The sequence below is a fragment of the Flavobacterium sp. UBA7663 genome (assembly GCF_002483315.1).
In the GTDB taxonomy this organism is placed as follows: domain Bacteria; phylum Bacteroidota; class Bacteroidia; order Flavobacteriales; family Flavobacteriaceae; genus Flavobacterium.
In genome coordinates this window covers 101,832-118,656 of record NZ_DLHR01000006.1, presented here as the reverse complement: position 1 = coordinate 118,656, position 16,825 = coordinate 101,832, and the positions used below count along the sequence as shown (strand labels likewise).

The 16,825-nt window shown below is 30.0% G+C and carries 4 protein-coding genes; all 4 read left to right on the top strand.

Annotated features, from left to right (window positions below; genetic code table 11):
* Positions 1–11 precede the first annotated feature (11 nt).
* The 4 genes from B2741_RS01145 to B2741_RS01130 all read left to right on the top strand — a co-directional run bounded on the left by B2741_RS01145 (position 12) and on the right by B2741_RS01130 (position 16,812).
* Entirely contained in the window at positions 12–8,036 is an 8,025-nt protein-coding gene (locus tag B2741_RS01145; protein ID WP_291134653.1) for a hypothetical protein, read from the top strand.
* A 652-nt stretch (positions 8,037–8,688) separates the two neighbouring features.
* A complete protein-coding gene (locus tag B2741_RS01140) occupies positions 8,689–14,484 on the top strand; it encodes a hypothetical protein (RefSeq protein ID WP_291134651.1) in 5,796 nt (1,931 codons plus the stop codon).
* A gap of 19 nt (positions 14,485–14,503) precedes the next feature.
* Positions 14,504–15,427, top strand: coding sequence for a hypothetical protein (locus B2741_RS01135; RefSeq protein ID WP_291134649.1), 924 nt, complete (start codon positions 14,504–14,506; stop codon positions 15,425–15,427).
* 224 nt (positions 15,428–15,651) lie between these two features.
* Complete coding sequence (locus B2741_RS01130) at positions 15,652–16,812, top strand: hypothetical protein (RefSeq protein WP_291134647.1); 1,161 nt, start codon at positions 15,652–15,654, stop codon at positions 16,810–16,812.
* The last annotated feature ends 13 nt before the right edge of the window (positions 16,813–16,825 follow it).

The window sequence follows — 16,825 nt, the reverse complement described above, 5'->3', positions numbered from 1 at the left end:
AAAAAAGCATTATGCCAACACCATCAGCACCACAGCCAGTAATTAAAAGATATTATCCTACTTTATCTTCGGTGGTTACTTTAGATGATTTTCCTGAGTCACTTGGTTTTTTAAAACAAGCTATTGAAAGTTTATTTAGTAAAATTCACTATAAAGATTTACAGTACAAAAAAAGCCCTAAAGGTGATGCTGCTTTTTATAGCTTGAGCATAGTATCTAATAAACTGGCAATAGAATTGTTTGGTTCGGGCATAAGTTTAGTATTGAATCCTGATGAAAGCGAAACTACTGATTTTAATATTTCAGCTTTCCCTGTTACAGTAGAATATCAGTGGAAAATATTAGCCTATTTGCGCAGTTTTGATTTGAATAATTTTTCGTTCACACCTCAAGAGTTTTTTGAATTAGGTTTAATTATTCTTAATATCTCAGAAGAGCAAGCACTGGCTAAGTTTATTAACACATTTACGGTGCCTATTGATGAAGATACACTCGCATTAGAGCAGTTTGTTAATGATTTAAAACAATATAACAACGACCCTGTAATTCAATCTTTGAATTTAACCATAAATGAAGATTCAAAATTAACAGAAGTAGTTCAGGCAATTAATGACCATACAGGTAAATATGCCACTTTATATGCGTTTGGGGCATATTTATTAAACAATGATTTAAACGAAACCAAGAAAAAGTTAGAAGTATTTTTTAGATCCTTTATCCCAACAGATATTGAAAGTTATATAAAAGACATTTTAATTCCTAAAGTTAGAGCCACACTTACTGTTTCAGCTGCCATTGAGTTTCCAAGAAATATTTTATATCCTTACCAAGATACTGATGGTAATGGTATATGGGAGCGTGAGCCAGAGAATAGTAATGTGTTAACTCGTTTTTATTTTGGTAAAATACTTTTATATGCCGATACAGAAGCAGGTGTAGGTTACAAAATGGATTTGGTAGGGGATTTACGTCCTACCTATAGCGAAATTGGAAAAACGGGATTATTACTTCAATTAGAAAAACTAAAGTTAGATTTAAGCGATAAAGTTAACATTCCAGAAGCAGATGCCGATGGTCGGCCTGTTGATTTTAGAGGTGTTTATGCAGACGCCTTATCAGTAACTTTACCAGCTAAATGGTTTAAGTCAGCTACAAATACCAACGGTTCAACTTTAAGAATAGGAGGATATAATTTGTTAATTGGTACAGGTGGAGTTTCGGGTACTTTTGCTTTAGAAGCTGTACCTACACAAAATCCTTCTGATGGTCAAATTATAGATTTTTTTAGTGATAAGTTCGAATTTGTATACCCAATTAAAGGGTTAAAGAATAATGCTTCAACCAACAATGAAGAAGTAATTGAAATAAATAATGAAGTAGAATTATTAAGTTATCTAAACTCGCTCACCAACAAAAGTTTATACAATTTTAAATTTCCTTTAGAAGTATCTTCTTCTGGTATTATCAGAGAATTTAGAGGTTCGCAAGAATTTAGAAATTTCATAACGAGTTTTATTATTGCAGAAAATGGCACTATGTGGGCAAATGTAGGTGGCGATAATGGCTTTTTAGTTGGTTTCCAAAAATTTGACATCACTTTCAAACAAAACAAAGTTATTTCATCCAACATCAAAGGGGCATTGGAAATTAAAAAATTTGTTTATCCAAATGGAGCCACATACCCTGATGGAAGTCAAATACCTCCAAACACAACTGTTCGTATAAATATTGATGGACATTTAAGTGATGATGGTGATTTTAATTTAACAGCCTCAGCACAACCACCATACCCTATAGAGTTTCCTAACGTTTTCACCTATCGAATGAAAAGTGTAGAATTAGGTAAAGAAGACGATGACTTTTATATTGGTACCTCAGGAACCTTACAATTTGAAGGATTTTTAAAAGAAACTTTAAATTTAGGTCCAATTGAAATTGAAAGATTACGCATTTATAGTGATGGTTCTATTGAGTTTAAAGGAGGTTCAGTACAACTTATAGATCCAATTGTTTTACCACTTGGTCCAGTTGAAATTACTGTTTCGGCTATACATTATGGTTCACACCAAAAAGAGGTTAATGGCGTAATGCGTAAGTTTAATTACTTCGGATTTGACGGAGGTGTTAGTATAGATCCACTGGGAATTGAAGTTCGTGGAGATGGGGTTAAATATTATTATTGTGTAGATGATTTAGATGATAAACCCCATCCTTATTTACACATTCAGACTTTATATTTAGATTTAGTAATTCCTGCTAATTCAGGATCTTTGGCGAAAATTAATGGATGGGTAACTATTCCTGAACCGGGGGTTTCTAAAGAGTATGCTGGTGGAATAACGCTGCAAATACCTTCTGTAAATTTAGCAGGAAAGGCAGATATTAAATTGATGCCAAAATATCCAGCATTTATAATTGATTGCGAGTTAGAACCTCCCGTTCCTATTCCATTAGGTTCATTTGCCATTTATGGTTTTAGAGGATTATTAGGTTATCGTTATGTTGCAGAGAAACAAGCAGTACCAGGATTAACATCAGATAATACTTGGTATGAATACTATAAGGCTCCAAAATTAGGAATAAATGTACAGAAGTTTAATGGGCCGGATAAGAGTGTAAACTACAATACTCTTGTTTCTTTGGGTGCAGGGGCTACTTTAGGGACATCTGCTGATGATGGATATACTTTTAGTATAAAAGCAATGGCTTTATTTTCTATACCTTCTTTATTTATGATAGACGGAAGAGCAAATATACTTGCTGCTCGTTTAGGACTTGATGATACTAAAGATCCTCCATTTTTTGCTTTTGTAGCAGTTGGAGATAACTCGTTAGAATTTGGATTTGGTGCTGATTATAAATTGCCTGGAAATGGAAAAATATTAACGGTTTATGCAGATGTTCAGGCTGGTTTCTTCTTTAAAAATCAGAAACCTTGGTATGTAAATATTGGTACTAATGTTAATCCAATTACTGCTAGAATATTAACATTACTTACTATTAAGAGTTATGTAATGCTATCGGCAAAAGGTATTGAAGCAGGCGCTCGTGGTGAATTTAATTTTGATAGAAATTACGGTGTCATTAAAGTGCAAGCACATGCTTTTATTGAAGTAGGTGGTAAAATTAGTTTTGAAAGACCTCAAATGGGGGCTTATTTAATGGCCGGAGTTAGTGCTCGAGTGAGAGTTCTATTCGTGACTTTAAACTTAGAAATAGGAATTTTGTTTGGTGTTGAAGCACCAAAACCATTCTTGATCTATGGTAAATTCTATTTTAGAGTTAAGGTTGGTATTAAGATATTTGGTAAGCGCATAACTTTATTTAAATTCAGTGGAAATCTTGAAGTAGTTTGGAATTTTAATAAAAATGTGGATAGAACTCCAATTAATCCATTCTTAGGAGGTTTTGATAATCTTAATTCATTAACAGAAGCTCAGATAGTAGTTTTAGATGAAATTGTAGAAGGTATTAACATGTTAACAAATGAATCTTTTTCACTTTGTTATTTAAGCTCTCGTCCTGATGATAATCAAGTGCCTTTAAATGAAAGAACTCCTGAAAATTTTGAAAATGGAAAAATATTAAATCATGTTATCCCACTGGACACTTATATTGATATAAAATCACAAAAGGGTTTATTACCAGGTAACGCTCAAGATCCTAACAATTCTGTAAGAAAGTTAATAGGAGGTATTAATAATGCACCAGCAAATTATGTGGATTTGATTCCACCTGTAAGTACTATTAATGGAAGAAGTATTCGACAAGTTAAACATCAATATACTATAGACCATCTGGAAATTAAATTTTGGAATGAGACAAAAAATATATGGGAAAGCTATCATCCTTATGAGGCGTTATATCCTAATGAGCCTAGTATTGCCAATCTGAAAGTTGGGCAATTCCAAAAAACAGATGGGATATATAATGCCGTACGAATATTAGCAACAACTCCATTTTCATATACTGAGCAAGGAGAGCCAGGTTGGTATGTACCTGAACAATATGGTGTAAATGCTTCTACCTTGTTTTGTGAAGCAGAACATAAAGAGCATAAGTGTGCTAAATTTTTGCAAAAACCATTGAATGCCAAGTATTATTGTGGGGATGTTAATACACCACTTTTCTCAAACGATGTATCTTTTCAATTGATTACACCAAATCCAGATGAAGATTTTGCCTATATAACTGAAGAGGCAAACGTTTTTAATGTGCCTAAATCTTTAGCTTTCAATAATTGGAATGGCTTGGAAATTTTATTGCCTCAACCCACTATAATGACTGGATTAAAATTGAGTAATTATAGTAATGGGGTTAAAGTAAAATTCTATTCTATTATACAAAGTCCTCAAAATGATATAATGTTTAATGTGGTTTATGGAAATCCAAATCCAAATGCTTCAAATGTAAATGAGCCTTATGAAATGGTTTTATTTGGAAACTCATTAAACGAAGAAATAAAATATAATTACACCACTAACGCTATTGGAGAATGGCTACCTATTCATGAAAACTGGAGACCAATTACTCGAATTGTAGTTGAACCTATTTTTGATAGTAGTATTAGTCAACAAATAGCATTAATTAACGATCAAATTGCTACTATTGAAAATGATAATAATTTGATTTCTATTGGTGCCATTGATGGAGATATTCTTTCGACTGTATTATTAGAACAAGAATTGAATCAATTGATTTGTGGAGCAAGTGATAATGGAAATTCATCATCATTTATTAATAGATATTCTAAGAAAGATGCATTAAATTATTATTACTCAAAAGAGTTTATTGAAAAAGATTCCAACTTTATCTATTCAATAGGTACAACTGAACAAAAAGGATTAATTAGTAAAATCGCTACTGATGGTACTTTGATTTGGGAAAGAAAATATCAACTTCTGGAGAATATGAATGAAAAACTAATTTTCAAGCGTATCATTCAAATTGAAAAATCAGAGGAAAATCAGTTTCAGTATATTGTTTATGCCACAACAGGAAAAGACCATTATTTATTAAGTTTTAATCCTGAAGATGGTAAAGTTATATGGTTTAAACATATTGAATGGAAAGATGAAGATATATTTGTACATATTACACCATCAAAAAAGGAGTTTCAGTTTTATTTAACCCTTTCAGATAGAAACCAAATTGATACTAAAAAAGAACCATTCGTGGCTGTTGTTGATTCATCTGGAACTTTAATCAAAGGAACTCTACTGGTAATTGAAAAAGAAGAATTTATTATTAATGCTATTTGTGAAGATAAAGAAGGTCTTGTTGTAGCAGGAAGGTATATTGAAGGTGATTACAATGATTCTGTTGGTGTTATTATAAAATTGGATAGCACTTTAAAAATTATTTCTTCTTTAAAAATTGATAAGCGATACACTACTATACATGATATTAAAATTATGGATGATGGTTCATATTTACTATCAGGTTATGACAGTAAACAAGATGGTATTTTTGCGCTATTAATTAATGAAGAAGGAGTTTATAACACTTATCAATTTCCTTCAACTTCAAATCATAACTCTTCTATCGAGCTAAATAATGAAGGTTTTTATTTTCTTCAGAATAACGATTATAATGGTATTTTACATAAAATGAGTTTTGATTTTAATGTAATATGGAGTAAAGAAATACATTTAAATAGCGGAACAAACGGAATTAGGAATTTTACATTTAATAGAGCAAGTAATGCTATTACTTTAAATTGTTTTAATCAAAATGAAGGGTCTCTAGTTGTTCACACTAATTCTCATTTACAAAGCTGTTTAACCAATGTGCTGAGTATTTCTGGTTTAATTAATAATGAATTAGGGATTATAAAATTTGATGCAAAACAAGAAACTTACGAATTAGGATTAAAAGAGCATTCTTCAAATTCTGAAATAATCACTTCTGAAATAAAACAATATTGTAAAGAAGAAGGATGTGGTGAAGAGGATCCTAAAGTTTGTCAACTTTATCAACAGATTTCGAACATTTATGAAAGTTGTTTGATTGACCCACAAATTATTACTGGGTCAAATTTTGAAACAGTTTCGTTATGTTACAGAGAGATTCAGAATCTTATAGCGGCATTTGATCCTAACTATAATCTAATAGAATATCTTAACTATGAATTGGAATTAATTAATCAGTTTTTAAGTAAAAAAGATATCCAAAATTATACACTAGCATGGAGTGCGGTTCAGTCTATACTTAATTATTTGAATGAGATTGGTAATTGTATTTGTGAATGTACGCCAAAAGAATTTACGATGATTCATCAAGTTTGTTGGATGTCAGTTGAAGATTATGAATACAATATTAATATACCTTCACAAGAAGCTATTGCAGAAGATGCGCAAGCGGCAATAGATGGAATAACAAAATATATTCAACCTATATGGAGACCAGATACCAGTTATTACGTACATTTTATCTTGAAAGATAATGTAGATAATGGCAGTACTATTCAATTTTATCCATACACCTTTGGATTTAGTACAGGTGGTCCTGTTGGATATTTCCATACACATGATAAATCAACTTATGGAGATCTTAAATTGAAAAACGGAGATCGATTATTGAAAGAAGATAATACCAATGGGAATAGTTATTTTGTAGTAAGTAATAATGGTTTAGAAAATGAAAATGGTAGTTTATATATTAACAATACGAACGGATTTATATTAGAGGACACCACAGGATATTTACGAGATGCTGTTACAGGAATCTATATAAAAATACCGGGAAGTAATCCTGAAAAACCTTTAAAAGTTGTTGCTCATTCTGATAAGTATCCGTTAACTACATTGAAACAATATATTGATTATAATCGATCTTATCCGAATGCTGATGGTAATTTATTGAGTGCTAAACCTTTATTTTATGATGACCAGGTATCAATGATAAACGGACAAATTGCTAGTACCACACAAATTCAGTTGTTCTTTAGTAAAGCGTATGCTACTCATTTTTTCCATAAATGGGAGTCTTATAAAAATGCACCTTCTAGCGATAATAGTCTAGCAGGAAGACTTAAAATTGTGATTAAAGATCCAGTAGAGGATATTTCAATTGTTAATCCTCCATATCTCGATTATAATCCTAATGATAATGAATATACACACATTCCGCAGACTGAAGAAGTATGGAATCCTGAGGAAAATCCTCAAGTTCCATTTGCTATTGACCATTATTTTAACTTAATGGAAGCACCAAACTGTATGGGGGAAGTTATTATTACTAAACCAGCATCTGAATATGTTACTATATTTCCGAAGCATTTAAAACCAAATAAGCTGTACACAGCTATTGTAAATAATTTGTTTGATGTAAATCATAATGGTAATTTCGATACAGTAGCCGCTATTGATGAAACCCGAGAAGTTCATAAGTTTGTTTTTAAAACTTCACGTTACAAAGACTTTAAAGAGCAAATTGAAAGTTATTTCTTAGAAAGAGAATTTGAAGGTAATTTGGTACAGAGAGATGCTATTTTCAATTTAGAAAAGCCATTTACTCAAGCTGAAATTGATGCCAGTTATACTACTATTTGGAATTGGAATAATATAACAAATCAACAGGCTTTGACTGGATTTACACCAGAAATAATTGAAACTTTAACAAATGATTATCAACACCCATTTGATAGAGTATTTGAGGGTGTTTTAGGTTTGAAACCTTTAAATGAAGCTTTTTCAACAGAGGTCAATGTTATAAAGGATACTAATACTGGTTCTATTATAGCTTTAATTGTGAGAAATCCTGAACCATTTAATAATCCTAAGTTTAGACAAGAGGTTATAAAAGATACTATTGAAGTAATGGCAGACGGTAATGTTAATAGTTCTTATATGGTTCTATTCTCTAAAGATCACTCACAAGCTATTATTATGAATTCTGCAAAAAATATTATTGAAAACATTAGCTTGAAATTTAAATATAAGGTCTACAGAGATGTTTTACCAGGAGATGATGTTGTACTCAATTATCCAGTTATGACTGAAGTTATATTACCCATTGATTTATTAAATAATTAATTAGAAAAGTATGTCATTTTTAAAAAAATATATAAAAACTGAAAATAACACCTATATTAATTCTAAAAAGATAGGTCAAGCAATTTATAGTATTGGTTTCAATGGTAACCAATACGGGATTATTACTAAAACAGGTTTAGATGGCGATATAATCTGGGAAAAAAGATACAGTAACATTAAGGGTTGTTTTCAATTTATAAATATAATTGCTTGTTCAAATAGTGATTTTCTAGTTCTTGCAGTCGATAGTCTTTCGACTAATTCCGCTTTGATTAGAATAAATAGCAACGGAGATTTTATTTGGGAAAAAAGATTTCAACAAGGAACTTTAAATGAGGATTGGTATCAAAACCAGAAGCTCATAAATGTTGGTAATGAGATATATTTTTTAATGTTAAATACAATTCAGGATCAAACTGGAATTAATGAAACGACAATTTATAAAATAGGAGCTACAGGATCAATTATTAGTCAAAAGAATATAAATTCATCTGATGGTGAATTTTATTTTGGTGAAATAACATCTTATGCTAATAAGTTGTCAATATATGGAGGTTTTAAATCTAGTAGCACACAACTTATAGATAAGGGAGTTTTATTAGAACTAGATTTTAATTTATCTCCATTAAATATATTTGAATCTGATATTTTATTGAAGAATGTTAAATTTATTAATCAAGAATATATAATCTCTGGTCTTTTAGAAAATCAATTTCCAGTTTTTATAAAACACTCAACTCTATATCCTAATAATAATTTAGCAAAGATAATATTATCAAGTCAAAATTCTCCTCAATTTAAATCTAATAGAGATTTTATTTATTTAGAAAGTTATACTAGAACAGAAAGTATTATAACTAAAATTGATAATAATTTTGATGTAATATGGACTAAAAGATTTGAATATCCCTTAACACAACCAGCTTGGGGCATAATAAAACAGGTTACTAATGATGATACTTTATTATTGAATTTTGGAATGCTTCAGGGTGAGAGTAATATGGTGTGCATTGGGAAATTAGATATAGATATTAATAGTTGTAAGACATTTGATGTAGCGCCATTAAGCATTGATCCAAAAGGATTTTTTATTAAAGAATCCACAATTAATTATTCAATTATAAATAGTAATTATTCTTTAGGTACGAGTAATTTAAACGTAGATAATCTTAATTCTGTGACTGAAGACATTTGTTCAACATTTGACCCACAGTGTATCAAAGACGAAAAAATATGTGCTGAATATAATAAATTACTTGAAGTTTTTACTAGTTGTATTGAAGCAGTTAAAATTAAAAACCCTGATTTTGCTAAAAATTTAATTGTATTTAAAGAATGCTTCAAGAAATTTTTAGAAATTTTTAATCAAATAAATATTAGTTACCCTCATCTTAATCTTGATAAGAATTTACAATTTCAAATTGATGCAATTATAGCTTTTATTGATTACAAAGAAGGAAAAGAAATAGATGTGTTTTATTTTGAAGCATTGAGTGCTGTTGAGTTTATTTTAGAATATTTATCACAATTAGGTAACTGTAATTGTGAGAATGTTTTTGATTTAACAGATTATTCTTCTATTCAATCCGGGTATTTATATCTGCAATCTGCTGGTTCATTGGGAGATGATAGTACAAAAGGGATTCATTTGCGTTGGGCATTACGAGATGTATTATCTAACCATTTACCAAAAGCTAATTATGCTACTACAACGCACAATTTTAATAAAAGTGATGATTTTGTAAAAATTTACAGATCTAAATATGTTTCATATCAAACTATTTTAGATTTCAACAATATTCCTTTACAAGTTAATGAAATTGGTAGTCAAAGAAATTGGATTTATGAGATTAATGGAAAAATTTTCCATGTTCATTTTAAAGATATTAGTAAATATAATCTTGTTAGAGCAACTATTAATCCTGCTACAGAACCTTTAATTTTTATTAAAAATTATGGTGATGGTATTATTGAAGTTGAAACTAAAACGGAACTCAGTTTTAAAATTTCTCCAAAATTTCAAATTTCAAATAGTACAAATTCTGTTAAAACAGAATTACTTTCTGTGTCGGAAAATAAAATTACTTCTCCAAAATCAGCCTCATTAAGAAAAAAATATGCTGCTGATGAACTAAATGATAAACCATTGCTCTCGGAAAATATCAGAAGTATTCGATTTAGTAGTACTGGTTCACATATTGAGTTATTATCATTTGAATTCTATTCAGATATTATTATTAATACAAAAAAACAAAATAAATGGAATTTTCTTGGGAAGTACGCTTTAACCAAAGAAACTAATGTAGCGTACCAACGATTAGAGCCTCAAGCAAATTGTCTGGCAAATTGGCTAAGATATAATGATCAGGCATTTGTTAATGTTTCAAATTATCACACCCGTTGGAATTCGAATAGTATTCCAGAACTTGAGCGAATTCATACTTCTGTTGAAAAGTATATTGAGTTGAGTGATGCATTTAATAATCCTACAGCTGTGGAAATATTCCCTTTTGAAAATTATGCAGATGTTGAGGCATGTAGTCAAACTTACCCTGATAGTGACGAACCTGAATATGATCCTTACATTCCAGAACAATCTACAGAAAATTCAGGAATTGAAATTCCTTTTCTTGAAGTTTTAAAGTTAGGTTCTTTGGATTACCATGTTGCAAGAATGTTAGGATTAGGCACATTAGATTTAAACCCATTGGTGTTTGATGGTGAATATGTTTATCTTTCAGAATATACTACTTTTGGTGATTTGAATGATGGTTTGGGAGCTAGACAAGTACAGCATTTGTATTGTTCTTTACCTACATCTTTGAATGATCAACGTTTACCTATTCCAATTGATTTAAAAGAACCTATTCCAGGTATATTTTTTAATAATGGTTATGATGATTCTGAAGTGGAAGAAGGAGAAGAAGAATTTACGGATTCCGAATCAATTAATTTAGTCACACAAGAAGGGTATTCTCCTGATGGAAAGACTAAATACTACTCTCTTTTCCCTGAATATGCAATTGATGAATTAGCTGATGTACCATTTTATTATATAAGTAATGAATTTGTAGCTTGTGAAACTACTGATCCTGTTTTTGCGGGATTAGAGTACAGAAAAGCAGGAGAAATAAATTGGATTAAACCCGAGCTATCTTATAATCCACAATATTTTAATATTGACACTAGTGGAATTGCTGGAGAATTAACTAACGAAACAGTTGAGTTAGTAATACCTGAACAAGGAAAACCTTTATTTACTCATGCTGTAAAAGAAAGTGGTTTTTTGGATTATTCTTCTTATGGGATTAACTGGTTTAGTAGAGCTACACCAAGTAATCTTATTTACACAGTAGAAACGATTATTTCTCCGAAAAATGAATTATTGCCACCAACAAATGTAACAGCAACCCTAATTCAAAAAGAGCTTCCGTTATTGTTAACTACATCAGATGAGCAATTTTTATTCGGTGAAAATCCCAATCAGGATAAAACTTTAGTTCGTTTAACTTTTGAATACAATCATGCCCAGGAATTGATTGATTATCATCAAAAAATAAATGGAGAAACTATTCCTAATTATTATGAAACAGATAATGGTAAAGAATTATTTGCTGAGAAAGTTCAAATTTTCTTTAGAAATCAAGTGCCTAATAGTGTTTCTGGTAAAATAAGTTTTGTTGGGAGTAATAGTAACCCTTTGCTAATAGAAGTTGAGACATCAGAATTTGTTTTTGATAGTAATGGAGATAGTTTGATTCCAGAAATTCCTAGTGGTTTGGAAGCTAATTACATAGGAAGTATAATGTTAGTTGATAATGTTGAATACATTATTCATGAAGTAGATAATACAGAAACTTACCCAAAGTTTATAGTTTTTAAAGCTGATGCAAGTGGAGCAATTTTGAATTTAAGTACTGTATCTAACCCAGAAACTGAAATTTTAGTTCCTGAAGTTGGTAGTTTGTTTATGATTGTAGAAAATATGCAAAATCCTTCTATTTGGGGGCAACCAAATAATTCAGGGTTTAGTGTGAATATTGACCACACTTTAGTACATAGAGAAGATGAGCTTATAATTAAAAATATTGATTGTAATACTGAAACTCATGTACAAAAGTTTAGAGGAATTTATCAAAATGCAACGATAGAAAAAGTATTAGAAAAAGTTGATGAAGACGGAGATGGTGAATATGATACGGGCGCAAATGATGATTTTATTCTCAAACATTTAGGGTTATATAAAATTACTTTTCCAGGATTTAAACTGCCGCAACATTCACAATATCATTTAGAAAGTAATCCAGGTACTAATTCAGTTGAGTGGTATAATGGGGTAGTTAGGTTACATACATTAAGTGATGTAAATGAGCCAAGAAAGGAATTTAAAGTAATTAGAACAGAAAATATTGGTTCAACAACTAATGACTTAGTCCTTTATATTGAGGATTTAACTTTTCCAAGCGATTTAAATGATTTAGATGTATATAAATGGAAGTTGATGGATGATGAAGTTAATTCAATTAGCCAAATGACTAATTATTATCCTGGTTATAAAGTCTATTTGTATAAAGATGATAATTTAGGATTGAATGAAGACAATGTTTTACCTCAAGGAGATGATGAGGTACGTTATACTGTTTTTGGCTTGAGAAGTTGGGATTTTCCTAATGAGTTTCAGTATGATAATGCAGATAATTTCTTCTCCAAAATGTCTATTCCAGCATTGATGTTTGCTAATGCTGTAATGGAACCTATTCAACCGCAGAAGCCAACAGGAGGTATGTATGCTACACGTCCAGATTATTTCGGGAAATCATCATATACCTTCAATACAAAATATGGTACACCTGAAGAGATTCATAAACCATACTCCGTACAGTTTAACAGGGCAAGTGATATACAGTTTTTATCTGCTATTTATGATAATGCCGTATATGGATATGATGAGAATGAAGAACCTATTTTAAACACTGTTCAACAGGTTATGAGGGATGTTTTTCTAAATGGAGATGAAGATTTTTATGTAGATAGATGGAACAATTTACTAAGTTTCAATTATCCATCAGGCAACTTTGCTACTTTTGAAGATAGAACTTTACCTTTACCAGACAAGGCATCATTTATAGAGAGTATAAATGTTTTTATTGATGCCCATAATGTGTATTATAATAATTTACCAAATCAGGTAGGACATATATCTGTTCCTATTTTAAATCTTAATGAGACTGTTATTCCTGAAGTAGTTTTACCTAATGGAGATGTTAGAAATACGGAACTGAAGATTAAAGATTTTTTAAAAGATGTATTATTAAATTGTTTTGTACCATTAACAGAGATTCCTGTTTTATATAATTTTGTAAAACCAATTCCTTATAAACCAATTCCAAAGAAACAAGTTATTAGAGACCGTAACGGTAATTTGATAAAACCAACACTTGATCCTGGATCAAATTTTGATATGGCACCTATGATGTGTCGTATTGATCCAGTAGGACAGCAATATGAATCTCAATTTACAGATTATGGATTAGATGGCGCTTCTAATGCAAAATATTTCTATGCCGTAAGAGAAATTAATAATCAATTGAAAACAAGTGATTATAGTGAAATACTTGGTCCAATAAGTTTGGTAAACACAGCTCCACCAATTGCCCCTGAGATTATTAAAGTAATTCCAGTTTTAGAAAACAGAACTTTAGGAATTACTCCATCGGTACAATTACAAATTAATGCTTATCCTAAAGCTCAAAATATAGCTAAAGTTTCAATTTATAGGGCAGATAATCCATCTGATGCTTTATCAATAAGAACGATGAAATTAGTAAGGGTTCTCGATTTAGAAGTTGAAAATTTATTAGATGAAAGTAAATGGATTTTTGAGGACGACTTCTCCGATTTGTCCGAAATACCATTTGGAGATCCTTTATTTTACAGGTTAACAGTTTCTAGAAGAATTCGTTATAATGATAAGGAATTAGTAAATGTAGTTGATTATGCCCCTTCAGAAGCTTCAAAATTGATTATTACTAATGTTGTTGAGAACTATAGCCCTATTTCTCCAGTTTTAGATTATTATTCAGAGCCTTTAAATTCTAATAATGAATTATCAACGATTGTACTTCATTGGGAAAAAACTTGTTATAAAGGTAAGTATCATTTATACAAAATGAATTCACAAGGTAATTGGGTAAAAATACATGAACTACAAACAAATAATCAGAATAATTATCTACCATTGGCGCATACAAACTTACAGTCAGGTACTTTATCAATTATGAATGATGAAAATAATTCTATATACAATCATTTTAAAATAATTACTGAAAATACAGCTGGCATGATGAGTAATGAGGAGCGTATTTTAACAATACATAATGAAGTAAACTGGCAAGACATTGGAGGAATAGGAGAAATGATTGTAGGAGGAACATTTTATATAAGATAATCAACAAAAAAAATAAATTATGGCAACAAAAAATAGAGGAATATTAAAATCCTATTTTGAAACTGGTAAAAGACCTATTCAAGAAGAGTTTGAAAATTTAATTGATAGTCAACTTAATATTGAAGAAGATAAAGCATCTGAAGCAGATGCTCAAAATGATCAGATTGATAATAAATACTTAACACCTAAAACTGTTAAGAAAAGTATTGAAACTTTTGCACCAGTAAAAAAAGTGAACAATATCACTCCGGATTCAAATGGAAATATTGTAGTTACTAATGTTAGTGGAACTGCTTCATCAATAACGGGTACCATATCTAAAAATCAGGTAACCGGATTAGAGAATGATTTAAACAATAAGCAAAATGTTTTAGTAAGCGGAACTAATGTTAAAACTATTAATGGACAATCTATTGTTGGTAGTGGTGATTTATCTGTTTCTGGACCAGTAAAATTGATTGGTGTTTTATCTTCAAATTTTACTTTGTCTAATTCAAATACTTCACAAAATGCGTTTCCTCCTTCTAGTGACGCATATACTTTAACTGCAAATAAAACTTATTTTTTTAAAGGAAAGTTTTTAATAACAAATGGTTCAATTAGTCATACTACAGCTATGGGTTGGGTTGCAACTACTGGATTGAATATAACTTCGATGGAATACGTTGTTCAAATTTTTTCATCTGCATTAAATGGCATCTCTACTTCATCTTCTGTACAAGTTAGCGGTGTTGCAAATAAAGTTTTAAATGCAGCTAGTACTGCAGTAACAACCACAATTGAATTTGAAGGGGTGTTGCGATGTACTACAGGAGGTGTTTTAACTCCTCAATTAGCGTTTTCTGCAGCACCTGGAGGTACAAATCAAATGAAAGTGGGAAGTTTTATTGAGTTCATAGAAATAGGAAGTGATACAGTACAAACGGTTGGTAATGTAAATTGATAATGATCAGTGGAATTGTTTGAAATATTAGTTTTTTTGAAATCAATAGTTCAAAATCTATTAACATAAAACAATTATAAAAAGATGAGCAATTGCTCATCTTTTTTATGTTTAATTTCTAATTACTAAAAGTAAAAGATAAAACATTTGTAAATATTAACAGCAAGTTTGTATATTTATAAGTGTTAGGTAATCTAATATGAAAATTTAAAATAATTAATATAATGAGCGAAAAACTTTCTCATTTATCAGAAGAGAAAATTCAAGAACTTATCATAAGATATTATGAAAAAGAAAAAGTTTCTGATCTCATTGCTGAGTATAATTTAAATTTAAGACCGAATGAATTGGTAAGGAATTTTCCTCCTGAAATTTTAGAAAAAAAATGTATTTATTGCAATTTAGAATTTATTCGTAAAAGAGTTTCTCGAGATTATTTGTATTGGAAAGCTACTCCTGAATATTGTCCAAATTGCGGACATGAAGATGACGCATTTTGTTTATGTAAAAATTGTAAAGCTATAGAGTGGCATAAACAAGATAATGAACGGCAAAATAAGCAGGAGTTCATGGATATTTGGTTAAACCATTTAGAAGAAGATAAAATTGATTTAAATGAATTAACCTTTATTGATAAAATATATTTAGGAGCATTATTGAGAGAAGGTATCTCAGAAGATTATAATTATATTAGACCAATCGAACATTTTATTAATCCATTAACTCCTACTTATGAATTTTTAACAGAAGTGATTGATCGATTAAAGGAAATTAATGCTATTGTTATACATCCGAGTACAGACTCAGAATTTATTGAGATTGTGGATTATGAAAATGGGAGTTTCAGATATTATCCTTACAAAGTTAAATGGGAACTGAATGTGAAAAGTGATGGATTTAGTAAAGTCTCATTAATAGAATTAATTATAAATCCTTTAGATTTAGAACAATCAAATTATGACGAAGCAATTCAATTGTGGAAGAAAATAGCACTATATGAATCAATTGAATATTTTATATATAGTGTTGAAAATATTTTAGGGATTGACTACGAAATTGGCGATAGAACTAAAACTGTATTAAATGATTTAATTAATGATTATTCTGTTGCTCAAATTTATGGCATCTTATATAAAGCAACTAATAATGCTTTAAGATTTCAAGCAGAAAAGGGAGTTACAAGTAAGCATGCTTCAAATACAATAATTGGAAATGCTCAAAGTTTTGGGGAAAGAGCAAAAATTAATAATTGGGTTTTACAAAAATACAATCGAATTAAAGATTGTCCAGAAAGTGCATTAAGTAAATTCTTCTTTGAAAGAGTGATTAAAGTTGGATTTAATGGATTTTCAGAAGTTCCTAATCTTAACAGTATGAGAAAATAAAATTACAAATTTT

Excerpts from the sequence above, each read along its gene's own strand:
- B2741_RS01145 (WP_291134653.1), top strand. The coding sequence starts at position 12 with ATGCCAACACCATCAGCACCACAGCCAGTAATTAAAAGATATTATCCT.
- B2741_RS01135 (WP_291134649.1), top strand. The coding sequence starts at position 14,504 with ATGGCAACAAAAAATAGAGGAATATTAAAATCCTATTTTGAAACTGGT.
- B2741_RS01130 (WP_291134647.1), top strand. The coding sequence starts at position 15,652 with ATGAGCGAAAAACTTTCTCATTTATCAGAAGAGAAAATTCAAGAACTT.